Origin of the sequence: Mesorhizobium sp. M1322 (assembly GCF_040318085.1) — a bacterium.
Lineage (GTDB): Bacteria > Pseudomonadota > Alphaproteobacteria > Rhizobiales > Rhizobiaceae > Mesorhizobium.
In genome coordinates, this window is record NZ_JAMYLP010000011.1 from 76,218 (window position 1) to 98,220 (window position 22,003).

The 22,003-nt window shown below is 60.4% G+C and carries 22 protein-coding genes and 1 pseudogene; 13 read left to right on the top strand and 10 right to left on the bottom strand.

The window, feature by feature from the left end:
• Window positions 1-21 precede the first annotated feature (21 nt).
• Together NKH12_RS06860 and NKH12_RS06865 are read left to right on the top strand one after the other, a co-directional pair.
• Window positions 22-1,614, top strand: a complete 1,593-nt coding sequence (locus tag NKH12_RS06860) for a zinc-binding metallopeptidase family protein (protein ID WP_352952465.1) — start codon at window positions 22-24, stop codon at window positions 1,612-1,614.
• A gap of 22 nt (window positions 1,615-1,636) precedes the next feature.
• Complete coding sequence (locus NKH12_RS06865; protein WP_352952445.1) at window positions 1,637-2,569, top strand: dimethylarginine dimethylaminohydrolase family protein; 933 nt, start codon at window positions 1,637-1,639, stop codon at window positions 2,567-2,569.
• 77 nt (window positions 2,570-2,646) lie between these two features.
• On the opposite strand, the gene NKH12_RS06870 is transcribed toward NKH12_RS06865, so the two are convergent.
• Window positions 2,647-3,396 (bottom strand): SDR family NAD(P)-dependent oxidoreductase, encoded by a 750-nt coding sequence (locus NKH12_RS06870; protein ID WP_352952446.1) that lies wholly within the window; start codon window positions 3,394-3,396, stop codon window positions 2,647-2,649.
• Between the two features lie 97 nt (window positions 3,397-3,493).
• On the opposite strand from NKH12_RS06870, the gene NKH12_RS06875 reads away from it, so the two are divergent.
• Window positions 3,494-4,426, top strand: a complete 933-nt coding sequence (locus tag NKH12_RS06875) for a LysR family transcriptional regulator (RefSeq protein ID WP_352952448.1) — start codon at window positions 3,494-3,496, stop codon at window positions 4,424-4,426.
• Here NKH12_RS06875 and NKH12_RS06880 read toward each other — a convergent pair.
• The gene (locus NKH12_RS06880) at window positions 4,416-4,844 is read right to left on the bottom strand and encodes a VOC family protein (RefSeq protein ID WP_352952466.1); all 429 of its coding nucleotides are present in this window, start codon (window positions 4,842-4,844) and stop codon (window positions 4,416-4,418) included. The two genes, NKH12_RS06875 and NKH12_RS06880, sit on opposite strands and share 11 nt — an antisense overlap.
• Here NKH12_RS06880 and NKH12_RS06885 point away from each other — a divergent pair.
• The 4 genes from NKH12_RS06885 (at window position 4,824) to galE (ending at window position 9,127) form a co-directional block, all read left to right on the top strand.
• Complete coding sequence (locus NKH12_RS06885) at window positions 4,824-5,450, top strand: hypothetical protein (RefSeq protein ID WP_352952467.1); 627 nt, start codon at window positions 4,824-4,826, stop codon at window positions 5,448-5,450. The two genes, NKH12_RS06880 and NKH12_RS06885, sit on opposite strands and share 21 nt — an antisense overlap.
• Window positions 5,451-5,617: 167 nt before the next feature.
• On the top strand, window positions 5,618-6,817 hold the full coding sequence (locus tag NKH12_RS06890; RefSeq protein WP_352952449.1) for an MFS transporter: 1,200 nt from the start codon (window positions 5,618-5,620) through the stop codon (window positions 6,815-6,817).
• Between the two features lie 364 nt (window positions 6,818-7,181).
• Window positions 7,182-8,156 (top strand): UDP-glucuronic acid decarboxylase family protein, encoded by a 975-nt coding sequence (locus NKH12_RS06895; RefSeq protein WP_352952450.1) that lies wholly within the window; start codon window positions 7,182-7,184, stop codon window positions 8,154-8,156.
• Window positions 8,153-9,127: a UDP-glucose 4-epimerase GalE gene (gene galE / locus NKH12_RS06900; protein ID WP_352952451.1), complete on the top strand. Its 975-nt coding sequence runs from the start codon at window positions 8,153-8,155 to the stop codon at window positions 9,125-9,127. Before NKH12_RS06895 ends, galE begins: the two co-directional genes overlap by 4 nt.
• 230 nt (window positions 9,128-9,357) lie before the next feature.
• Here the strand turns inward: galE and NKH12_RS06905 are convergent, their stop codons facing one another.
• The 5 genes from NKH12_RS06905 to NKH12_RS06925 all read right to left on the bottom strand — a co-directional run bounded on the left by NKH12_RS06905 (window position 9,358) and on the right by NKH12_RS06925 (window position 15,296).
• Window positions 9,358-10,593: an ABC transporter ATP-binding protein gene (locus NKH12_RS06905; protein WP_352952452.1), complete on the bottom strand. Its 1,236-nt coding sequence runs from the start codon at window positions 10,591-10,593 to the stop codon at window positions 9,358-9,360.
• Window positions 10,594-10,596: 3 nt separating this feature from the next.
• A complete protein-coding gene (locus NKH12_RS06910; protein WP_352952453.1) occupies window positions 10,597-12,225 on the bottom strand; it encodes a glycosyltransferase family 2 protein in 1,629 nt (542 codons plus the stop codon).
• Between the two features lie 218 nt (window positions 12,226-12,443).
• Window positions 12,444-13,394 carry a glycosyltransferase gene (locus NKH12_RS06915; protein WP_352952454.1) on the bottom strand — a complete coding sequence of 317 codons (951 nt, stop codon included), beginning with the start codon at window positions 13,392-13,394 and terminating at the stop codon, window positions 12,444-12,446.
• A gap of 88 nt (window positions 13,395-13,482) precedes the next feature.
• On the bottom strand, window positions 13,483-14,328 hold the full coding sequence (locus NKH12_RS06920; protein WP_352952455.1) for an ABC transporter permease: 846 nt from the start codon (window positions 14,326-14,328) through the stop codon (window positions 13,483-13,485).
• Window positions 14,328-15,296: a polysaccharide deacetylase family protein gene (locus tag NKH12_RS06925; RefSeq protein ID WP_352952456.1), complete on the bottom strand. Its 969-nt coding sequence runs from the start codon at window positions 15,294-15,296 to the stop codon at window positions 14,328-14,330. The genes NKH12_RS06920 and NKH12_RS06925 overlap by 1 nt, the downstream gene beginning before the upstream one ends.
• Before the next feature lie 355 nt (window positions 15,297-15,651).
• On the opposite strand from NKH12_RS06925, the gene NKH12_RS06930 reads away from it, so the two are divergent.
• Complete coding sequence (locus NKH12_RS06930) at window positions 15,652-16,788, top strand: glycosyltransferase family 2 protein (RefSeq protein ID WP_352952457.1); 1,137 nt, start codon at window positions 15,652-15,654, stop codon at window positions 16,786-16,788.
• Window positions 16,789-16,858: 70 nt separating this feature from the next.
• Here NKH12_RS06930 and NKH12_RS06935 read toward each other — a convergent pair whose 3' ends face one another.
• The 3 genes from NKH12_RS06935 to NKH12_RS06945 all read right to left on the bottom strand — a co-directional run bounded on the left by NKH12_RS06935 (window position 16,859) and on the right by NKH12_RS06945 (window position 19,409).
• Window positions 16,859-17,851, bottom strand: coding sequence for a glycosyltransferase family 2 protein (locus tag NKH12_RS06935; RefSeq protein ID WP_352952458.1), 993 nt, complete (start codon window positions 17,849-17,851; stop codon window positions 16,859-16,861).
• A gap of 376 nt (window positions 17,852-18,227) precedes the next feature.
• Window positions 18,228-18,839, bottom strand: coding sequence for a hypothetical protein (locus NKH12_RS06940; protein ID WP_352952459.1), 612 nt, complete (start codon window positions 18,837-18,839; stop codon window positions 18,228-18,230).
• Between the two features lie 420 nt (window positions 18,840-19,259).
• On the bottom strand, window positions 19,260-19,409 hold the full coding sequence (locus NKH12_RS06945) for a hypothetical protein (protein WP_352952460.1): 150 nt from the start codon (window positions 19,407-19,409) through the stop codon (window positions 19,260-19,262).
• Window positions 19,410-19,484: 75 nt separating this feature from the next.
• Between NKH12_RS06945 and NKH12_RS06950 the strand changes: the two genes are divergently transcribed.
• The 5 genes and pseudogenes from NKH12_RS06950 (at window position 19,485) to NKH12_RS06970 (ending at window position 22,002) form a co-directional block, all read left to right on the top strand.
• Window positions 19,485-19,598, top strand: a complete 114-nt coding sequence (locus NKH12_RS06950; RefSeq protein WP_352952461.1) for a hypothetical protein — start codon at window positions 19,485-19,487, stop codon at window positions 19,596-19,598.
• Window positions 19,599-19,861: 263 nt separating this feature from the next.
• Window positions 19,862-20,050, top strand: coding sequence for a hypothetical protein (locus tag NKH12_RS06955; protein WP_352952462.1), 189 nt, complete (start codon window positions 19,862-19,864; stop codon window positions 20,048-20,050).
• A 210-nt stretch (window positions 20,051-20,260) separates the two neighbouring features.
• A complete protein-coding gene (locus NKH12_RS06960) occupies window positions 20,261-20,974 on the top strand; it encodes a class I SAM-dependent methyltransferase (RefSeq protein ID WP_352952463.1) in 714 nt (237 codons plus the stop codon).
• A 226-nt stretch (window positions 20,975-21,200) separates the two neighbouring features.
• Window positions 21,201-21,506 carry a hypothetical protein gene (locus NKH12_RS06965; RefSeq protein WP_023799134.1) on the top strand — a complete coding sequence of 102 codons (306 nt, stop codon included), beginning with the start codon at window positions 21,201-21,203 and terminating at the stop codon, window positions 21,504-21,506.
• A gap of 168 nt (window positions 21,507-21,674) precedes the next feature.
• A pseudogene (locus NKH12_RS06970) lies at window positions 21,675-22,002 on the top strand (endonuclease domain-containing protein).
• Window position 22,003 lies beyond the last annotated feature (1 nt).

Below are 22,003 nucleotides of genomic sequence, written 5' to 3' on the forward strand. Positions count from 1 at the left end.
TTCACTGCTTTCTTTCTCGCCATGGAGAAACCGGCGACCTCGGTGCAAGCAAGCGCGCTTGGCTATCTAGACGACATCCAGCCGTCGCTGTCGGCGTGGACGCGGACGATCTTCGATTTCGGCGAGACCGCTTGGCGCGAATACCAGTCGGCCGCCTGGTATGTCGAGCAGTTGAAGCACGAAGGCTTTTCCGTCGAGGAAGGCTCCGGCGGCATGCCCACCGCCTTCTGCGCCCACTGGACCAATGGTGCTGGGCCGACCGTCGGCATGTATGCCGAGTATGACGCGGTGCCCGGCAATTGCCAGGATGCGGCGACCGTCAAGCGACCGCGTCCGGGTCTAGGCGCTGAGGCCGGCGGCCACACCGATCCGCATTCCGGGCTCGGCATTGCCAGCCTCGGCGGGCTTTTGGCGACCAAGGCGGCGATGCAGCGCCACGGCATATCGGGCACGCTTCGTTTCACCGGCGAGCCGGCTGAAAAAGTGCGAGGATCGAAGCCGATCCATGCGGCAAAGGGCTACTATGATGGCCTCGCCGGCATGATCTCCTTCCATCCTTTCTACATGCTGCCGCTCTGCAACACGGCGCGCTGGGACACGCATTGCGGCGCGGCCTGTGCGATGATCTACCGCTTCGTGTGCGACGAACCCGAAAATTGGGTTCGCGCAAGCGATGGCTCGCCGATCCCGCAGGCGCATTCGGCGGTCAGGGCGCCCGGCGCCAACGACGCGCTCATGATGATGTACATGGCCTCCAAGGCGCTGCGCGATTCCATGCTGCCGCATCAGGGCGGCTGGTCGATCAGCGAGGCGATCCTGACGGCAGGACAGGCGACCGCCGACAATCTGCCGGCGGGGCTGGCCGAGATCCAATACATGATCCGCGTGCCGACCTTGGCGATGGCTGAGCAGGTGACCGCCGTGCTCGACCGCAATGCGGAAGCCGCCGCTAAGATGAGCGGCTGCCGCCATGAGCGGCACTGGGTGTCGAAGTCGCGGCCGGGGCTTGCCAATCACGTCATGTCAGGCATTGCCTTCGAGGCGCTGGCGACCGTCGGGCCACCGCGCTGGGACGAGACGGCCAAGGCGATCGCCCGCGAAATCCAGGTCAATGCCAGCGGGACGGCGACCGACGAGCCGTTCATCGCCGAGCTGGAGCAGCTGATTGCGCCGCAGCATGCAGAAGCGATCCTGCGCCGCGACTTGCCGCCATCGCAGCTGAATTCGACCTCCGACGATTACACCGACATGTCGTGGCACACGCCGACGGCACGGTTCTACGTCGCCCGCCCGGCGCTGCGTTCGCAGAGTGGCCACGCCTATCCGTCCTGGGCGATGAACGCGCTGGGCGGCATTTCCGCCACCATCGATCCGATGGTCACCTGCGCGTCGAAGACGATCGCGCTGGCAGCACTTCGCCTGCTGGAAGACAAGGCGGCCCGCGACGCGGCGATGGACGAATTCATCGCCCGCACCGGCGGCGGCATTGGCGGCAGCAATTGGCTGGCGCCGCTCTGCGACTATGACCCGCCGATCCATTTCCGCTGGCCGGAATATGTCACCACCCCGCGCGGACGGGACTGGTGGATACCAAGCAACCCGCAAGCCGCGTGATCACCCAAGCCAGGAGAACCCCATGACCGTTCATGACCGCATCGTAGCAGAACCGTTTTCGCTGCAGCGCCGCAATCCGGCCGGCGGCACCAAGCCGCTGACCGCCAGGGGCTTCGCCAACGAGACCGACGTGCTGACCGACGTGCTGCTCGGCTCGCCGAATTTCCTGCGCCACCTCTCGACCAGCTCGCTGTCGCGAAAGCATCTGCGCGAGGCGCCGTGCAACGTCCAAATGGCGCAGGCGCAGCACAAGGACCTGGTCGCCGCCTACGAGCATTTCGGCGTCAACATCCACTGGCACGAGCCGACGCCGGAACTGCCGATGCAGGTCTACTCGCGCGATTCCAGCGTCATGACGCCGTATGGCGCCATTATCACCGCGATGTCCCAATGGTGGCGGCGCGGCGAGAACTATGCGGCGATCCGCACCTATGAGAAGCTCGGCATCCCGATCTACGACATGGTCACCGCAGGCACCTTCGAGGGCGGCGACTTCAACGTCATCGAGGACGGTGTGGTGCTGATCGGCTGCGGCGGCGCCCGCACCCAGGAGGAGGGCGCCCGCCAGGTCCAGGCCTGGTTCGACAAGGAGGGATGGGAGACCCGCATCGCCTTCATCGACGAATATTATGTCCATATCGACCTGATGGTAGTGCCGATCGCCGAAAAACTGACCGCCGTCTGCCTCGCCTGCACGGAGCCGGGCATCGTCGACTGGCTGAAGGGCAAGGGACACGAGATCATCGACGTGCCGTTCCAGGACACGATGGCGCTGGGCTGCAACTTCATGTCGCTGGGCAAGGACAGGGTGATCGCGCCGACTTCCAGCCAGACGCTGATCGGTCAGCTCAAGGCGCGCGGCTTCGAAGTGGCGGCCGTCGATATGAGCGAGATATCGAAGACCGGCGGCGGCATCCACTGCATGGCGCAGGCGCTGAAGCGCGAGCCGGCCTGAGGGCGGCGATAGCCCCTTTCCGAGTGGAGCGTGGAGCGGCCGGATGAGGGAATCTCAGGGCCACCGTCGCTCTATGCCTACCGCCAACCGCCCGAGGCGGTGATATGTTCGCCGGTGAGCCAGGACGCGTCGTCAGAGGCGAGGAATACCGCGATGCGGGCGATGTCATCGGGCTGGCCGAAACGCCCGAGCGGGGTCACGGCGATGATCTGCTTTTCGAACTGGCTTCCGACGATGCCAATCCGCTGCAGGCCTTCGGTGTCGACGCCACCTGGGGCAATGGCGTTGACGCGGATGTTGCGGGCGCCGAGCTCCCGCGACATGGACAGTGTGATTGAATCCACCGCCGCCTTTGTGGCGGCGTAGACCAGCGAGTTCGGCTGCGGGTTAAGGCTGGCGACAGAGCTGATGTTGATAACACTGCCGCCTCCGGCGCCGAAATGGTTCACCGCTTCCCGGATAGTCAGGATGGTGCCCAGCACATTGGTGTCGAATTCGCGGTGAAACTCGGCCTCGGTCACTGCTTCCAGCGGCTCGAATGCGAACACGCCGGCATTGTTGACCAGGATGTCGAGCGTGCCGAACGAGGATTTGGCGGCCTCGAACAGGCCGCGCACGTCGGCCGCTTGCGACACATCACCGTGGACGGCAACGGCCCGGCCGCCTCTGTCCTTGATCTCGGCAACGACGCGGTCCGCACCTTCCTGCGATGAGGCGTAGTTGACGACCACGGCGGCACCGGCCCCCGCAAGACCCTTGGCGATGCCGGCGCCGATACCCTTGGAGGCGCCGGTGACGATGGCGACCTTGCCGTTCAGCTTGCTCATCAAATCTCTCCTTTGTCGATGATGAGCGGTATTTAATGGTGATCGGATAGCGTATTAGGATCACCTCGATCGGTTATTTCGTGCCTGGAATTCTTGAATGACCACCATCCTCGAAAAGACCGCCGGTCTCGTCGCCTTCGTGCGTACAGTCGACGCCGGCTCGTTTCACGCCGCCAGCCGGTTGGTCGGCTCCAGCCCGTCCGCGGTGTCGAAAAGCGTTGCGCGGCTCGAACGGCGGCTGGGTGTGCGGCTGATCCAGCGCTCGACGCGCCGGCTCGGACTGACCAGCGAAGGCGTCGCCTATTATGAGCGAGTGGCGCCCTTGCTGAGAGCGCTGGATGATGCCGAAGACGTCGTCCAGATGGCCGATACGGCGCGCGGCCTGCTGCGCGTCACGGCCTCCGTCGAACTCGGGCGCGGCCTGATCGCCTCATGGGCGCAAGCGTTCCTGGCTCAGCATGGCGAGGTGAAACTGGAGCTTAGCGTCACCGACCGCCACGCCGACCTGATCCGCGAAGGCTACGACGTTGCGGTGCGCATGGGGACGCTGTCGGACACCGGGCTCGTCGCGCGTAAGATCGCCAATCTGCCGATCGTGCTGGTGGCCTCGCCGGCCTATGTCGAACGGCGCGGCCGGCCGGCCACGATCGAGGCGTTGCAGAGCCACGACTTCGTCCGCCACCAGATGGCCGGCCGGCCTTATCCGGTCACCTTCGCCGACGGCACGACAATTGTGCCGAACGGGCGGCTCGATACCGATGGCGGCGGCGCCATCCGGCAAGCGGCGCTTGCCGGAGCCGGCATCGCGCATCTGATGCAGTTTGCGGTGCAGGACGATCTCGACGTCGGCCGCCTGGTCCGCATTCTGCCCGAGGTGGCGATGCCGACCATGCCGGTGCACATCGTCCATGCGTATGGGCGACAGCTACCGGTCCGCGCCCGGCTGTTCGTCGACTTCCTGGCGAGCCAGATGGCGGCGCTGACGAGACGACCTCCGCCGTCGATCCGTCACCCGGTCATCAAAACGTAATCTTCACCGAAGCGGCGCTGCGGTTGGCCGGCCCGTGAAAGACGGCCTCGATGTTGTTGCCGTCGGGATCAAGCAGGAAGGCGGCATAGTAGCCGGGATGGTAGGGCCGCTCGCCCGGTGCGCCATTGTCCGCACCGCCGGCGTCGAGGCCGGCCTTGTAGAAGGCGTCGACCATCGCGCGGTCCTTTGCCTGGAAGGCAAGGTGGTGGCGCCCGGTCAGTTGTCCGTTGGCCGCGCGGCTGTCGATGCTGGAGACGAACAGCTCGTCGGCCCAGAAATAATCCTCGGCGCTGCCGCCGATGGAAACATCGAGCACCGTGAAAACCGCCTCGTAGAAACGCCGGCTTGCCTTGAGATCCCTGACCACCAGCTGGACGTGGTCGATGAGACGGCCGCGATGAAGTTCCATGGCTATTATCTCCCGATTAGTGATCGGAAACCTATCGTCGAAAAGCGCCTCGTCAATTCCGCAGAGCATTTTTACGGCGTAGCCGCGCAACCTGGGACCTCGGACACGGCTCCGCCAGAGTGGATGCCGTCGTCGCTTCATGACAATATGGCAGTGCTGTCTCGTTTCGAAGTGGACCTGCCGATGAGCGACGCCGTGGAAGATACCGAAGAGCCTATCTCCGCGATCCTCCTGAACCAGCGATACCGCAATCATCTCATCGGCTATTTCTCGTGGGTGTCCTCATATCAGAAGCAGCGTGAATACCAGGCCACCGTCCCCCTGGTTCATGTACCGCACGAGGCTTTCAATCAGTGGGAGGACTACGCGTCCGATCGCATCCTCGACCACTATGTCGAACCGGTCTTTTCCAAGGACGAGCAAGAGGCGCTTCGTGCGTTTCGAGATGTCTGGAACAGCGCGTCCGACGACACCCCGCAGCGACTGCCATCGCTTGAGGAGTTGATAGGCACAGAACCGTGGGAGCGGCTCAGGATCGCCGCCGAGAAGGCCCTAGAGGTGTTCATACGGCGAGGTCTCTTCGACTGGGACAGAGAAGATTTCCCCATGCATTAAGCCGGGCCTGTCGACCCGCCGAAGCTGCAGCTATGGCGCGCGCCGACTGGATAAAAAATGCAACCGGATTGTAGGATTCGAAATGGCGCCATCGTCCTTCGGACGCAAGCGGCGTGACGAAGCTCGAAAGAAGTCGCGCCGTGTCCAAACGATCTCGGGAGAAAAATATGAACCTTTCCTATCGTTGGGTCATCGTCGCGGCTGGCGCCCTGATGACCTGTGTCGCCCTCGGGGCGATGTTCTCGCTGGCGATTTTCCTCGAACCGATGGCGCTCGACACAAATTGGTCGCGCGCCGGCATATCGAGTGCGATGACGCTGAACTTCCTGGTGATGGGCCTCGGCGGCTTCGCCTGGGGCGCCATTTACGATCGCTACGGCGCTCGTATCGTGGTGATGACAGGCGCGGTGCTGCTCGGGCTGGCGCTGGTGCTGGCCAGCCGAACCGGCTCGCTGCTTGTCTTCCAGATCACCTATGGCGTGCTCGTCGGCCTCGCGGCAAGCGCCTTCTTCGCGCCGATGATCGCGCTGACCACGGCCTGGTTCGACAAGAACCGCAGCCTTGCCGTTTCGCTGGTTTCGGCCGGCATGGGCGTGGCACCAATGACCATCTCGCCCTTCGCGCGTTGGCTGATCTCGGCCTATGACTGGCGCACCGCCATGTTCGTCATCGGTGTCGCGGCGTGGGCGCTGCTGGTGCCGGCCGCATTGCTGGTGCGACAGCCGCCCAAGCCTGCCGCTGACGACGCCGCTGATCTTGCCGCCGACGACACCGGCATGTCGGTTCCACAGGCGCTGCGCTCGCCGCAGTTCATCGTTCTGGCACTGACCTTCTTTGCCTGCTGCGCGGCGCATTCCGGGCCAATCTTCCACATGGTGAGCTACGCGATGCTGTGCGGCATTGCGCCGATGGCGGCGGTCAGCATTTACAGCGTCGAGGGCCTGGCGGGGCTGGGCGGCAGGCTTTTATACGGCGTGCTTGCCGACCGGCTGGGGGTCAAGCCGGTGCTGATTACCGGTCTGGCGATACAGTCCGTGGTCATCGCAGCCTATCTCGCCGTCAGTGAGCTTGGTCAATTCTACACGCTCGCCATCATCTTCGGCGCCACCTATGGCGGCGTGATGCCGCTCTATGCGGTGCTGGCACGCGAATATTTCGGCCAGCGCATCCTCGGCACGGTGTTTGGTGCTGTAACCATGCTGTCCAGCATCGGCATGGCCTTCGGCCCACTCGCCGGCGGCATGGTGTTCGATGCCTATGCCAGCTATTCTTGGTTGTTCATCGGCTCGGCCCTTGTCGGGCTCGGCGCTGTGGCGGTGGCGATCGCCTTCCCACGGCTGCCGCGCAGGGCACTGCAACCAGCGTAGGGGAGCTGAGAGAGGACGCAGGGTCGAAAGTAGGCTATACCGGCTTTTGACCCGCGCCGCCTCCATCGGCGACGATTGGAGCCGGGTAAAGTCTGTGCGGCTTCCGGGCTCCTTCATTAGCAATTGGTCATGGTGCAGCGCAGCGATTAAAGTGCAAATGCCGATTGCCAGAAGGCCGAGGTGCGGACGAAAACCGTCAAAGACTGGCAAAATTAGGTCTTTTCATTGATTCGCACCGCGCACTCACGCGACTATTTCAAGTGCGTTAACATTTTGTGTTTGCGACGCAACCTTAATTTCCTATCCTCGCCCTCAGGGCTTCGGACATTCGATAGCGTGAAGAACTGGCGTGAGGATCCCTAAAATGCAGCAGGCAAAGCGAGTCTTGGTGACGGGGGGCGCAGGTTTTCTGGGATCGTTCTTATGCGAGCGGTTGCTTGCTGAAGGCCACGAGGTTGTATGCGTCGACAATTTCTTCACAGGAAGTCGGAGAAACGTGTCGCATTTGCTCGACAACAGAGACTTTGAGATCATTCGCCACGACGTGACATTTCCGCTCTACATAGAAGTTGATGAAATATACAACCTTGCTTGCCCGGCAAGCCCCGTTCACTACCAGTTTGATCCGGTCCAGACGACAAAGACCAATGTCCATGGGGCGATCAACATGCTGGGGCTCGCCAAACGGGTCCGGGCAAAGATCCTTCAAGCGTCCACGTCTGAAGTCTACGGCGATCCCGAGGTTCACCCGCAGACCGAGAACTATTGGGGCAGGGTAAACCCGGTGGGGCCCCGTTCCTGTTACGACGAAGGCAAGCGGTGTGCCGAAACCCTGTTTTTCGACTATTGGCGGCAGCACAGGCTGCGGATCAAGGTAGCGCGCATCTTCAACACTTACGGTCCGAGGATGCGTCCGGACGACGGCCGCGTCATCTCCAACTTCATCGTGCAGGCACTGCAAAATCAGCCGATAACTGTGTACGGCACCGGCGAGCAGACACGCTCATTTTGCTACGTCGACGATCTCATCGACGGTCTGGTTCGCCTGATGCACACGGCCGACGATGTTACCGGCCCAATCAATCTCGGCAACCCGGTCGAATTCACGATGCTCGAACTCGCAAATCTCATAATCGAACTTACCGGAAGCCGATCCAAAATCAGGTTTTTACCTTTGCCCGTCGATGACCCAAGGCAGCGACAGCCTGATATCGGGTGTGCCTTGCGCGAGCTCAATTGGAAGCCAAGAATCGCATTGCGCGATGGTCTCGCCAAGACCATTGCCTATTTCGATGACTTGGTCTCATCGGGATATGCTCGCTCCGCTGCAGCCGAATGAAAACAGTCTTGGTCACTGGCGGGGCGGGCTATATCGGCTCACACTGTTGCAAGGCATTCGCGGAATCCGGTTGGTCGGTCATTGCGTATGACAACCTCTCGCGCGGCTGGCGCGACGCGGTCAAATGGGGACCGCTTATCGAGGGCGATGTTTGCGACGGTACAGCGGTGGCAGCAGCGCTGCACCAGTATCGGCCAGATATGGTGGCGCATTTCGCCGCTTACGCCTATGTCGGCGAGTCCGTCCAGCGCCCGGAACTCTACTACCGAAACAACAGTTTTGGGACGCTGGTCTTGCTCGAGGAAATGCTAAAGGCCGGCGTCGACAAGCTGATTTTTTCGAGCACCTGCGCGTCTTACGGCGTTCCCGTTCGTTCTCCGATCGACGAAACGCATCCGCAGTCGCCCATCAATCCCTATGGGTGGTCGAAATTCATCATAGAACGCATGGTGGACAATCTTTCCGACGCCCATGGCCTCAACGCGGTTGTGCTGCGGTATTTCAACGCCGCTGGATGCGATCCGGACGGCGAGATCGGTGAACGGCATGAACCGGAGACACATGTGATTCCGCTCGCCATCGAGGCGGCGGTTAGGTCGGGCCGAGTTTTTACCATTAATGGCACCGACTTCGACACAAGGGACGGAACCGCGGTGCGGGACTATGTCCACGTCACCGATCTAGCTCGTGCTCACGTTCTGGCAGGGGAGAAGCTTCTCCGCGATTCGGGAGTCCATGTTTACAATCTCGGCACCGGAACCGGAACGACGGTGAACGAGTTGGTCGATGCGGTGAGCCGGGCTTCGGGAACGCGCCTTTCTGTGGCCTACGGTCCGCGCAGGGCAGGCGATCCGCCTGCGCTTGTAGCCGCGGCCGGCAAGGCGGCCCGGGAACTCGGCTGGACGCCTGAGCAATCCGGCATCGACCGGATCGTCGAAACGGCGCTGGCCTGGTATCGCCGCCAGTTGTGAAGCTTTTTTTTGCGGAAGAGCGCTACCGCTTGGTCAACAACAGTCGAGAGCGGCAAGCAAGAAATTTCCTCTATTCCTTTCGCGATGCCTGACCGAGGCGTTCCCGGAAGCCCGGATTTTTCCTTCAGTCTTTAGGGCGCGCGCGATTTCGATTTCAGCGTTGCGGTCGCGCGGTCGACGAATTGAACTACATCGAAGATTCATTCGCCAGGACGTCACTCCACGCGCCTTCAATCAACCTTAAGCAACTGGGCAGAATGCGACAGTCGCACAATCCCGTGCTCTTTCAGATATGGCCAATAGGAGTCGTTGACTGTTGCTGCAACAACGTCGAACGTTAGCAAGTTCTCGCTTGCGAGGTCCGGGTCATCCTCTCCCCACGCATAGAGAGCCGCTCCAGCGCTATAAGTGCCTGGCAACAATCCCAACGATCGCACGCTGAATACGACCGTGGCCTCCCCAACTATGTCAAATTGGCCAACACCTTCCGCGAGGCTTTCGAGCACAGAGATCAAGTTGCCTTCCTGATCAAAAATCTGGATATGAACCACGCTTCGGTGAAACGAGTTCCTCGCGCCCAGCTTCAGCACGAAATCGTAATCGCCGCCGAACTTGAGTTGGCTGCATCGCTCGCGCGTACCCGGATACACAATAGCCACCTGCATCCAGAGGTCATCATCGCCAACGCGCTCGGAACCGTTGCTGCTCGCGGCGGTGTTCGACAGGTACGCGTCGATGATCGATGATGCCTCGCCAAAATCCTTCAGAAGGCCGCGGTCCAGATAAATCGCTTTTGTGCAATGCTGCCGAACCATGGCCATGTTGTGGCTCACGAACAGCACGGTCCGACCTTCACCCGCGACGTTCTTCATCGTGCCGATACATTTCCTTTGAAATTCAGCATCGCCGACAGCAAGCACCTCGTCGACGATGAGAATCTCGGGCTCCAGATGAGCAGCGATCGCGAAGGCAAGCCGAACATACATGCCGGATGAATAACGCTTGACCGGCGTTTCGAGAAAGCTGCCGATATCGGCAAATTTGATGATCCGGTCTAGCTTACGCGTGATCTCGGCCTTGCTCATGCCGAGGATCGCGCCGTTGAGGTAGATGTTCTCGATCCCGTCGAGATCCGGATGGAATCCGGCCCCTACCTCCAGCAAGCTTCCGATCCGGCCTCGCATCACTGCCTCGCCCTCATCCGGAGCCGTGATCGAGGTCAAAACCTTGAGCAGCGTCGTCTTTCCCGAGCCGTTGCGTCCGATGATACCGCACACGGTGCCAGTCGGAACGGAAAAAGTGATGTTCTTGATAGCGAAAAATTCGTTGAGGGAAGCTGCGGCTTCCCGCGAGCGCAAACGCGCGACAAGTTGTTCGACCTCCTCACGCAATGAGCGCACGCCGATCGCGCCGCGCCGGTAGCGCTTGGAAAGTCCTCGGACCTCAACGGCTGGCAATTCTGTCATCGATCAAGCCGTAACATTTGCGGTTCGACCGCCGGGTTGATCCGCGGTCAGGCCGTCCTTCACGACGCGCGCCGTGACAACGATAGGATAGGCGGTATCCCGGACTTCGAGCTTCTGGTCAGAAACTTCTTCCTTGGCGAGCCCCTGGAGAAAACAAACTGCCGCAAAGACGTTGCCGTGCGTTTCGAGCGCCATATTCGCCGTGTCGAAGGATTTCGCAAGCAACTTCGCCAACGCCGCCTGCGTCAATGACCAAAACCACGTGCTGCCCCACTCGCCGCGATCGACCGGGGTGATGCCAGGAACAGTTAGCAGCAGCACGCCCCCGGGCTTGAGCGCTTCGGCCAGTGCAGCGACCGCGGCCGACATGTCGAAGATCAGATGAAGAGTTTGCGTGAGGATGATGCAGTCGAAGGCGTTTGACGGCAGGACTCCGGGCTGCGACAGGTCGCCTATGATGGTCGCGTTTGGATCATCGGGATCAACATGCAGCACGTCGCTCTTGACGACATGAGCACCGCCAAATTGCATCGTGTAGCTGTTGTCGCCGATTTCCAGCACACGGCCATGTATGTCGGCCGCATTCGATTGTAGGAAATTCTCGATATAGTACCGATCTATCGGCTTGCCGCGATCATATCCAAACGTGCGGCTCATCGGCACCGTGCGTGCGAAATCCCCAAACCGCACCGAACCGACGAGCGGAGCCCGCCAATCGGCGCCGGAAGCTCCGAGCAGCCGTTGCACATGCCTGCCGACCTTGCGCTTTATCCTGAATGCCGCCGTTTGCAGCGTGATCGGGGGCGACATCTGCAAAGCCTGCCGCAGCATGCGAATCGCTTTGGCGGGTTCGGCGCGGATCGCGCGCAAGGCCTCAGTAGTCAACTCTCCGGTATAGTAGGTCTTCCAGAACCGCCTACCATCGCGGACTGCAAGACGCACATCGTCGTCAACCGGACCTGCCAACTGCTTGTCAAGCGCCGACAATGCTGCAGCGAGCATCATCGATCGATTGTTCGACATGTTGTCGCCGTGCATGCGATACTCGGCGACGACATCGTCGTGCGTTACGATCGAACCGCGCCGGGCAATTCGCAAGAATAGCTCATAGTCTTCGCAGGACCGCATCGAAGCGTCGAACCCGCCCATGGCCGCGAGCCTCTCCCGCCGATAAACCACGGTCGCATGCATCGCAATGAAGTTTCCCGTCCGCAGTAACTGAAGATAAGGATCTTCAACAAGCGCGGCGTGATGCTTGTCTGACTCGATCGCACCGCTTTCATTGATGAAGCGATGAGCTCCGTAAGCGAGAACCGCGTCTGGATGCGCAACCAGCATTCGCACAGCCGTCTCAACAGCATTCGGAAGGAGACGATCATCCGCGTCCAGAAAGATGATGTAATCGGATCTGGAAGCGGCCAGTCCGGTGTTTCGGGCGGCCGCGAGCCCGCAATTGTCCTGCCTGATCAGGCGCACGCCTGGATGACGTTCGACAACCGATGCCGGATCGTCGGTGGACCCGTCGTCGACGACAATAATTTCATCTATCGGCCGGCTTTGACGAAGACAGCTCCGAATGGCTTCCTCAAGAAAGCGCGTGTGGTTGTAAGTTGTTATGACGACCGCGGTCATGAAACAGCCAATTCTCCTTAGCTTCGCAGAGAGGCAACGGGCCGCTGTTCGCTAACCGGAAATTGAACGCGACCTCAGGCGTAACAAACAGGATGTTTGGCACAGAATAATGGACACTTGTCAGTTTTTAGCACGTAGCCCCCAGAGAGGCGATGCGACTTATCATTCACGTAAAACGGTGTCGCTCGCGATCCAATCCACGCCACCGGTCCCGCCCACTACTTCCGTGCTCTCCTCAGCAGCCTGAACACCTTCGACAGGATACGGCGTGGCGTCAGCCGCCGAGCGAACCGGCGTCCGGCGTCGATGGCAAGGTCAAATCTATCGCGGAGTGTCAGGGGCCGACGCTGGGCTGGATAGCGCGCAAATGCGAAGCGGAGCGCCCGCTGCAACTTCGGCGTCATCAATCCCGAGGCCGACGCATGCATCTCGATCCATTCGAGGAAGCCAATGCGAGCAGCATGCGGGCGCAGTCGATCGTAGATGCCGGAAGCAGTCGCCTTGGCCGACGTCGAATCGAGGTGCTGCCTGTATCGGCCGGTGGGCGTGGATGTCACGAATGCCGGATAGCGCAACAGCAGCTTTACTAGAAGGGTCTGGTCTTCGTAGAGTTCGAACGCCTCATCGAAGCCGCCCACTGTTACCAATGCTTCGCGGCGAACCATGATCGAGCAGATGCACGGCACATGGGCCCGCTGGCGTACGATGACCTGGTCGAGCAGGTCGGGCGGCATGTGCGGACGGTCCGACTGGCATGGCATCCAGTCGGTCCAGTTCCTGTGCGGCTCATCGGGGAACCACCACAGGGTCGGTCCGTAAAGGAGCTTGATGCGAGGATGCGCATCAAAGATCGCAAGTTCCGTTTCGAATTTTTCCGGCTCAAATATATCGTCGCCATCCAGGAACGTGAAGAACATGCCCGACGCGGCCGCGATTCCGGCATTGCGCGCCGCGGCGGCGCCGCGACGCTGGCCGTCCGATGGAATGAAACGGATTCGCGGATCTGCGGTTGCTGCAGCCATCGCGATTGCAACGCTCCCGTCGAATGATCCGTCGTCAATGAGGAGCATTTCCCAGTCGGAGAAGGTTTGCGCGCGCACGCTTTCGATCGCGGCCGTAAGAAACCGCTCGACATTGAGGAAAGGGGTGATGACGGAGATCAATGGCATCGGCGACGTGCCCATTGAGCAGAATGCGCGGCGGCCGACGAAAGGCGACCTTCACTCTCCACCGGGCCGCAAGGAGTGTCCCTTCTCTTCACAGCATGTCCATGGCCGTCCGTTCGACGCGTTGAAAGATCACCACGCCGACGAACAGCACGACCGAGGTCGTAACAAGCGCTGCTGCGATTTGTGGCGCACCAACTGCCGAAGTGCCGAAGAAGCACCAGCGCCCTTCGTCAATTATTACAGCGAGCGGATTCAGAAATCCGGTCAGCGTCCGGTACTGCTCGGGAATAGCCGAAAAAGGAAAGATGATCGGCGTCACGAACAGCCAGATCTGAATCAAGAACGGAGTCATATGAGCTGTATCGCGGTACTTCGCGGTTGACGCTCCTAGACAAAGCCCAACAGCCAACGCGAATGCCGCGACCTGGATGATCACCAGCGGAAAGAACGCCAGGCGCCACGATAGCCCGTCCACTTTTCCTGTCAGCTGATACCAGAGCAAGAAGGCCAATGCGACGCCAAGCTGGATCGCCAGAGCCACACTGTTCGACAGCAGCGACGACACGGGAACGACGAGTCGCGGGAAGTAGATCTTGCTGAAAAGATGACCGTTAGCAATGAAGACCTGGCTCGCGGTGGAGACGACTTGGGAAAAATACGACCACAGCACCAGCGCTGTCAGATAAAAGATTGGCGCGGGATGGCCGCCGGTTGAAATGCCCGCGATACCGCTGATGACAGTGGTCAAGGCTGCGGTAAGCGCCAGGGGCTGCAGGATCAGCCAAGCCGGACCAAGCAAGGTCTGCTTGTAGCGGACTTTGATGTCGCGCATTGCGAACAGGAGCAGCAGATCGCGATAGCGCCACAGGTGCCAGACATCGAGGTCAAACCAGCCGCGTCGAGGGCTGATAATGGTAGTCTGCTGTGCGTTCATCAGAACGGATGATCCTCGATTTTTCGCAAGAATTCATCCCCTGACCAGTTGTCGACATACAATCGAGGTAAACGCAGCACGTCTGCCTCGGGCGTAATGCACCCGGCGCGCGTCGTGCATGCGAACTCAAATCCCGCTTCCCTGACGGCAGATACCGACAGAGCGTCATGGTCTCCGAATGGATATGCAAAAGAGAGAACGCGTTTTCCGGTCATTTGCTCACAGGCCGAACGGCCGTCGACGATCTCGCGAAGCTGGGTCGCGAAGGAATGGGCAGGAAGCGTGGGATGACTGACAGTATGACCGCCGATCGTTATCAGGTCGTCACTGATGTCACCAACCTCCTCGGGAGTCATAATACAGTGCTCTGGCCTGGCGTCGAGACCAACGCCTGCCCATTTCGCAATGTCTTCGATGTGTGCGTTCTGCCGCTCATACGGCAGCGTTCGGAGCGCCGACCACACCTCCCGGTAGACTTTGTCACGGCCGGCCTGATCCACCATCTTCGGGATAGGCCAGTGATGCCAGGCTCCCTCGATGGTGATGTCGAGTTGGTCAGGCAGTTCAGGCGTCTCAAGAAAAATGCGCGTCAGCGCATCCCACCAGAATTCCCTGCCGCTTCCTATTGCTCCCGTCGCAACAAACAGCGTCATCTGGCAGTCGTGACGCTGCAGGATAGGGCGAGCATTGCTGTAGACGTCGTGATAGCCGTCGTCAAACGTGACAACCGCAAGCGGTTTGCCCGGCTTTCCCCGTGCGATGACATCAAACAGCTCATGCAAATGCACCACCCGCCGGGTCCGCGTCAGCGCTTCGATCTGCTCGTCGAACCTCGCCGGATGGACGGCTAGCCTCCACGGATCGACGGCGATATCTGCAACACGATGGTACATCAGTATGATGGGAGCACGGGCCAGGCGTCGACGCCGCACCAGCCGACCAAGCTGCAGGAGAACGCGCGGGATCACCGTCGGTCTCCCGCCGCGGGAACCATAAAAACCACGCTCATGTCCGATCGCGGGTGCCATTCCCATCGGCAAAAGCGCTATACATGTGAGCGTTCATGGCAATAAGACCACGAGGCCATGGGCACGGATGTGAGTGAATGAAAGGGAGCATGAAGGCATCACAAGTTTGGGCGGATTGGAACCAGCATATTGGCGCATGTCGCCGCCGAAAGTGCGAAAGACCGGGCGAATTCTCAGACGTCGAAGTAGCTAGGGAGAGGCGCGGCTTGATACTATCCTGCTCGAGTATGTTAGCATTTAGGCTGGTGGCGCTCCCTTTTCTTTCATTCGCCATCAAAAGCAGGTTTTTTTCGATATGCAACCCGCCGTTTCGGTCATCATTCCGGCTTACAATGCGGAAGAAACTATCCGAAACACGATCCAGTCGGCCGCCTCACAAACTTTCAAACAGCTGGAGATCATAGTGGTCGATGACGGGTCGACCGACCGGACCGCTGAGATCGTCGAGACATTTGCAATAAGTGATCCGCGTATTTCTCTTCTGAGACAGCAGAACCAAGGTGTTGCTGTGGCCAGAAACCTGGCAATTCATGCGGCGAAGGGCGAATTTATCGCGCCGCTTGATGCGGATGATGTGTGGCACCCGACAAAGCTGGAGAAGCAGCACAACCTCATTCAGCCGCGGCCGTCTCTCGGCCTTGTCTATGCATGGTATCGGGTCATCGATGATGATGATCTGGTGATCGAATGCTCCCCGCCAACTCTCGCTCGCGGGGACGTTCACAATTGGCTGCTGGTCGAGAATTTTATCGGCAATGCAAGTTCACCGCTAATCAGGCGATCAGTTCTTACGGCAACCGGGGGATACGACCCGTCGCTCAGAGCCGCAGGGGCCCAAGGAGCCGAAGACTTGCAGATGCAGCTCAACATTGCCGCGATCTGCGATTATGATGTCGTTCCCGAGTATCTGATTGGTTACCGGCGATCACCATCTTCTATGTCGACCAAGTATGTCGTCATGCTGACATCGCACCGGATCGTCCTTGAAACAGTCCGCAGGCGACATCCCAGGCTAGCGTCTTTCTTGTTTCGTTGGTCCGATGGCGTGGCGTCAGCATATTATGGCATCGAAGCCGCCCGCACGTCGCCAGGCGCGGCCATCGCTCCGCTTGTCCACGCAACACGGATCGATCCGGCCGCGCTGTTTCATGTCTTCGCAAAGCCGTTCGCACAGAACCTGTGGCGGCGGCTGCGTCGCTTTGTGCCGAGACTGCTTGCCGTTAAACAGCGCATGGTTCCGACTTCACCGCATTCCATCTGTACCTCCAGGCGTTTTTTCGACGTCGATCCGACCTACATCTGCCAGCCAGTTCCTCCGGAGTGGCTTCGAAGGCGTGTCCAGGTGGCCCTCGAGGCGCCGACGCCGCGCCAACTTCGCGAGTCAGGTCCGAGGAGTATTGATCCGTCCGCTCTCGTCGAAGACGGCGCTTAAGGTCTCAGATCACGAGGAGACCCGTGGCGGAAGAGCCGGTGCAAGCGCGCGAACAGGAATACGCTCACATTCACCAGATAGTCTCTTCATAAAGCGGACGGAACTCGGCGTTCTTGTTGCGCATCCGTTTCACCCCAACCTTGATCCAGCGAGGAACCAACCTGGCCCTGCAGTAAATGTCCACCATATTGGGCAGGCGAGAAATCGCCGTGCGCGGATCCAGGACGAAGAGTCTCTTCGACAGGGAGCAGGCCGAGTAAAGCTGCCCGCCGATCAAAGCTCTTACCGCAAGCCAATGAATCATGTCGACCAGATGGGCGTCGAGATCGTTGCCGAACTGCGGATATTTTTCGCGATACTCGGCAAGGACGAATTCACAGGAACGAAGCATCTGCATGACATCGCTCGACATGTTGACGTTCGTCATCCGGTAACCCACGAGGTGCTGAGGCACGACGCGGAATTCGTAACTTTCCGCTACTCTGAGGCACATAAGAAGGTCCTCGCAGCCTTGTGCATTCCTGGCCCTCAGGGAAGGATCGAATTGTCCCGCCCGCTCGAATGCGGAGCGACGCAGCAGCATCGAACTTCCGTTGCCGACAAAATTCATTCTGCACATTCGTTGCAGAACGCCGCCATCGGCATCGGGTCGGTATAGTGAGAATACCCGGCCGTTCTCGTCGATTTGCGCAAACCAGCAATATGCCAGGCCCGCGGAAGAACCGCCTTCCTGCAGGGCGCGCAGTTGCAGTGCGATCTTGGAAGGGGCCCAGAGATCATCCGCGTCGACAAACGCCAGAAACTCGGCATCGGTAGAGGCCGCACCGCTGTTGCGGGCCTGCGCAACGCCGGCGTTCGATTGCCTGATCAGGCGTATACGCCGGTCTTTCTCCGCATAGGAGGCGACGATCGAGGCGGACTTGTCCGTCGACCCGTCATCCACCACGACAATGTCCAGCGCCTGATGGTCCTGCTGGCAGATGCTGGTCAAGGTGGCGCGAATGGTGCGTTCGGCATTGAACATCGGCACCACGACGCCGACCGTGGCATTGTCCTGGATCATTGGAGCCTTCGGTTTCTCTGCAAGAGCCAGTAAACAACGGATGGCGCCAGCATTGCAATCAGCACCGCTCTTCGATGATCGGGGCGAATTCGAGGCAAATGAGGTCGGTCATTCAGCCTGGCCTATCGAAGCTGGCGGAAGGTGACGAAGCAACGTCAAATCCGAAAAACCGACACAACGGATCGGTCGCGTAACGCTGCCTTATTAGCCTTTACTGAATAATCCGGTCAACCGGCGCCGCGCGACGCGGAATGGCGACGGCCCGCAACGCCGGCCTGGCGCGCGCGATCCCGCGTGCCAGGGATCTGCCGTTCACGATCAAGCGGTCGCCGGTCCGCGAGCGGCTTACGTCGGCCCGAAGATGGTCCGCAAGACCTCAGTTGCCGGGCGCGCCCGGGAAAAGTGTCATCAACTTCTGCTCGGCTGCCGCCCAAGCTCGATCATGGTAACGGCGCAGAAGCAAGATGCTTATAACGAAAGCCAAAATTCCGGAAATCACGCCGAGAACCATCCCCGAGCCGATAACCGATGTCGCCACTATGCCCGTAAAGACGCCTGCGATCGCGACGCTGATCGTACTCACCATGCCTGCGGTTGTCATGAAATACTGCAGGGGCGATGGTCTCAGTCCCTTGTCGACGAGTACCGCCGAGCGGTCGTCATGCGTGGAGTGGACGAGGTATTTTTGCATGATCGGCGCGAGTTCGACGTAATAGTGCCGGATCCGCGCCATGCCACGGGCGTGCACCATATCCTCGATCGCAACCTGCACGGCGCGCACGAAAGTGACCAGACCGATGAAGAACAGGCAAGGCAGCAGGATCAGGCTGAACAGCACGAAGGGCATACCCATTTGCGTGACTTGCGCGACGAATGACAGAGCGATCGTTACGCTTGAGACCGACGTGAGGAACAGATTGGCGCGCTGGTTCGCTTCTTGAATCGTGGCTGCGCGGGCGGTCTGCAGCACGAAATGCTCGGTTGTCATGCACTGCAGGACTTACTGCGTGTTGTTGCTCTCTTTCGTCATTGCGTCCTCCTTCGGCCGGCTCAACCACAACGCGACCGAAGGCGACTATGATCGGCCTGGCGTTTTTCCGTGGCCAGCCGGCGAAGCCGACGGGCTTCCTCACTCCGGCGATTGGATTTGCCGTCGGAGCCTCGGCCAGCCTTCGGAAATCGAAAAAACTTGCCGCGACGGCCGGCTTCGGTGCGTGCCTTGGCAGAACGTCGAGGAGCGCAAAGTGTTGCAAAGGGGTGCTGCGAGGGAGCCTTGGGATCGCAGTCGCCCGCGACAGCTATTCACCCAACCGGGGCCTTCTTGAACGGAAATCGATTGCCGAAGGAGACGTTGCCGGAACTCACGATGCCGAGCCTGCTGCAAGCCAAGCATCGCGCTTGGTGACCCTCAAAAGGCGGCTGCTTCGGGCACGCCCTCCAAACACAGCCATTTATGCTTTCTGTGAGGCCAATGCAGCATTGTCGGGGGCGGGAATTGCGGATCCTCCAGACAGCCGACCGATACTGACAGCGCATCCTTCAGCCCCTCTGCCCGCATGAAGACGACCGAGCCGCACGTCGTGCAGAATGTCTGCTCCAGCCATTGTCCCGACGAGCCGAGGTGCCGCCCCGCGTGGAATACTCGATCACGCCGCTCGGCTTTAGCCTGAACGATGCGGTGACAGTCATGTCGGCCTGGGGCAGGCACCACGAGATCTGGAAATCCCAGCGTAAAGCGGCGGCCTGACGCAGGCAACTGACGCCAGCCTGCGCGCCAAATGCGGATGCCGGTTCCACCCCGAGCACCATTCAAGCAAAAAACCCGCCCCGCTCTCCGGAGCGGGTCTGTGCCTGAGGCGGAACTCAACACGTGTCCGCACAGCAGGGTCGCCTTGGGTTGCTGAAGATCTGGTTAACCGGCCAAATTTGATTCAAATCCGCTTGTGGATATTTGCGCTTGGGTAAGTCGAGATGGCCATCCTTGTCGGACGGCGGGCAAAAGGAGAATCCATGACTAGCGACTTTGCCGCCGCCCACCTCCATCTTGAACGAGCCTGCCACTATTTGCGCGGTGATGACGAGACGAGCAGCACGGCTCGTGCGGCTCTGGATATTCTGATCGATGCCATTGTCGCAGCACAGTACAAGCGTCCGCCCGTAGACGTGGTGGAATTTCCCAGAATGGCAACGCGGCGATAGCCCGCGAGCCGGCCCGGGGCCTACGAAACCGCCCGATCGATCGCCTGCGTCAGCACGCGATTTCCCTCAAGACCGGAAGGTCCAGCGTCTGATCCCTCTGCGGTGCAGTTCGAACTCGGATCGCACTCTTGTGCCCCTGTTCCGAGGATTGGGGCCGGGGTATTCTCGCCGCGGTCCAATAGTCTGAAATGTCCCGGGGAGGAGATTGCGATGGCTGAGGCAGCACGTCACGACGCTTGGCAGGCCGGGGATAGCTACGACCTCTATATGGGGCGATGGAGCCGTCAGATCGCTCCACTGTTCCTGGATTGGCTCGATCCGGCGGAGGGGCTGGATTGGCTGGAGGTGGGTTGCGGAACCGGGGCGCTTTCCGCAGCCATCCTGGCGCGCTGCAATCCCAGCAGCCTGGTGTCGATAGACCCATCGGAGGGTTTTCTCGCCAAGGCGCGGGCGAACGTGCCAGATAAACGTGTCGAGTTTCTCGCAGGCGATGCGCAGGCCCTGGCTGTCGAATCGGACAGCAAGGACATGATCGTGTCGGCGCTTGTCCTCAACTTCATCCCCGACAAGCAAAAGGCGCTCGCCGAGATGAGGCGGGTGGCCCGCCCCGGAGCGACGATTGGGTTCTATGTGTGGGATTACCCTGGCGGCGGGGTGGAATTCATGCGGGCCTTCTGGACCGCTGCGACGGCGCTTGACCCCGGCGCCATCGACCTTACCGAAGACAGGCGTTTTCCGTTTTGCACCCAAGACGGATTGACCGATCTCACAGAGAAGGCGGGCCTGGTTTCCATCGACTCCACGCGGGTTGAAATGCCCGCCGTGTTCAAGGACTTTGAAGACTACTGGCACCCCTTCACCCTGGGTGCGGGGCCGGCGCCCGGCTACTGCATGAGCCTCGCCCCGAGGCTCGCCAGAGATTGATGGAGAGGCTCCGCGATAGCCTGCCGCGCGGCGAGGGCGGGTCCATTCCCCTGAAAACCAGAGCCTGGGCAGTCAAGGCCAAGGTTTGACCGCAAGCCCAAGTCGCTCCAGACGGGCAGGCGGCCAATTATAGACTGTCCTGCCCAAAGTTCGGGTTGACCGGCCTTGTACGCGAAGCGACTATTCGTCTGGACGGCCGAGATGCAGATTGCGCGAGGAGATTACGATGGACGAGCCCGATCGGTGGCGTCACATGTCGAGCGCGCCAAGGGATGGCAGCCGAATCCTTGTCACGGTTCGCCCGTCCGAACAGGGGCCGGCGGAAGTCGACCTGGCTTACTGGTCTCGAGCCGACCAGTTCGGCAGTGAGGGCTGGCGCGCTTCCGACTCGTCGCCCGGACGCGTGGTTGAATACGCCGAACCCGAGCTGAAGTGCTGGATGCCGCTGCCGACAGCCAATCTGAGCAAGGGTTCATTGCCGAGCCCCTGGGACGAAGAAGATGTCCCGCTGCTGGATGGGTCGGGGATATGAGGCTGGCTGTCGCGGTCGCACAGGACAGCGTTGGGGCCGAAGCTGCCAATCTCCCCCGTCCGGCAGGACAGAGGGGGGCGCCGTAGAGTGCCAACCTCACTAGCGACCGGGCATTGAGCGATACCTCACACGCCACTGCCTCCGAGAAATCGCGCAAATGCCAAATCGATGCGCAAGGTCATGACCGACGCCGAATTGAAGCTCTGGAACGAACTTCGCGCGCATCGGCTGATGGGGCTTGGGTTCCGGAGACAATTTCCGATCGCCGGCTATATCGTTGACTTCGCCCGTCCGGAAAAGAAACTCGTCGTCGAAGTCGACGGATCCCAGCATGCGGAAGCCAATGCTGTCGCAAGCGACGAAGCAAGGACGAAGCGTCTGGAACAAGACGGCTGGACTATGCTGCCGCTTCTGGAATGACGACGTCATTCGCGATCTCGACAATGTCTGCCAGCACATTGTCATTGCGGCTGGCCTGGGGCGTGCGTCTGAATGAA

What these genes read in the sequence shown, in the direction of transcription:
- NKH12_RS06895 (WP_352952450.1), top strand. Translation starts at nt 7,182, where the DNA reads ATGCAGCAGGCAAAGCGAGTCTTGGTGACGGGGGGCGCAGGTTTTCTG.
- NKH12_RS06865 (WP_352952445.1), top strand. Translation starts at nt 1,637, where the DNA reads ATGACCGTTCATGACCGCATCGTAGCAGAACCGTTTTCGCTGCAGCGC.
- NKH12_RS06905 (WP_352952452.1), bottom strand. Translation starts at nt 10,593, where the DNA reads ATGACAGAATTGCCAGCCGTTGAGGTCCGAGGACTTTCCAAGCGCTAC.
- NKH12_RS06960 (WP_352952463.1), top strand. Translation starts at nt 20,261, where the DNA reads ATGGCTGAGGCAGCACGTCACGACGCTTGGCAGGCCGGGGATAGCTAC.
- NKH12_RS06870 (WP_352952446.1), bottom strand. Translation starts at nt 3,396, where the DNA reads ATGAGCAAGCTGAACGGCAAGGTCGCCATCGTCACCGGCGCCTCCAAG.
- NKH12_RS06965 (WP_023799134.1), top strand. Translation starts at nt 21,201, where the DNA reads ATGGACGAGCCCGATCGGTGGCGTCACATGTCGAGCGCGCCAAGGGAT.
- NKH12_RS06885 (WP_352952467.1), top strand. Translation starts at nt 4,824, where the DNA reads ATGAAGTTCCATGGCTATTATCTCCCGATTAGTGATCGGAAACCTATC.
- NKH12_RS06875 (WP_352952448.1), top strand. Translation starts at nt 3,494, where the DNA reads ATGACCACCATCCTCGAAAAGACCGCCGGTCTCGTCGCCTTCGTGCGT.
- NKH12_RS06955 (WP_352952462.1), top strand. Translation starts at nt 19,862, where the DNA reads ATGACTAGCGACTTTGCCGCCGCCCACCTCCATCTTGAACGAGCCTGC.
- NKH12_RS06920 (WP_352952455.1), bottom strand. Translation starts at nt 14,328, where the DNA reads ATGAACGCACAGCAGACTACCATTATCAGCCCTCGACGCGGCTGGTTT.
- NKH12_RS06945 (WP_352952460.1), bottom strand. Translation starts at nt 19,409, where the DNA reads ATGCGGGCAGAGGGGCTGAAGGATGCGCTGTCAGTATCGGTCGGCTGT.
- NKH12_RS06930 (WP_352952457.1), top strand. Translation starts at nt 15,652, where the DNA reads ATGCAACCCGCCGTTTCGGTCATCATTCCGGCTTACAATGCGGAAGAA.
- NKH12_RS06910 (WP_352952453.1), bottom strand. Translation starts at nt 12,225, where the DNA reads ATGACCGCGGTCGTCATAACAACTTACAACCACACGCGCTTTCTTGAG.
- NKH12_RS06940 (WP_352952459.1), bottom strand. Translation starts at nt 18,839, where the DNA reads ATGACAACCGAGCATTTCGTGCTGCAGACCGCCCGCGCAGCCACGATT.
- NKH12_RS06860 (WP_352952465.1), top strand. Translation starts at nt 22, where the DNA reads ATGGAGAAACCGGCGACCTCGGTGCAAGCAAGCGCGCTTGGCTATCTA.
- galE (WP_352952451.1), top strand. Translation starts at nt 8,153, where the DNA reads ATGAAAACAGTCTTGGTCACTGGCGGGGCGGGCTATATCGGCTCACAC.
- NKH12_RS06890 (WP_352952449.1), top strand. Translation starts at nt 5,618, where the DNA reads ATGAACCTTTCCTATCGTTGGGTCATCGTCGCGGCTGGCGCCCTGATG.
- NKH12_RS06935 (WP_352952458.1), bottom strand. Translation starts at nt 17,851, where the DNA reads ATGATCCAGGACAATGCCACGGTCGGCGTCGTGGTGCCGATGTTCAAT.
- NKH12_RS06915 (WP_352952454.1), bottom strand. Translation starts at nt 13,394, where the DNA reads ATGCCATTGATCTCCGTCATCACCCCTTTCCTCAATGTCGAGCGGTTT.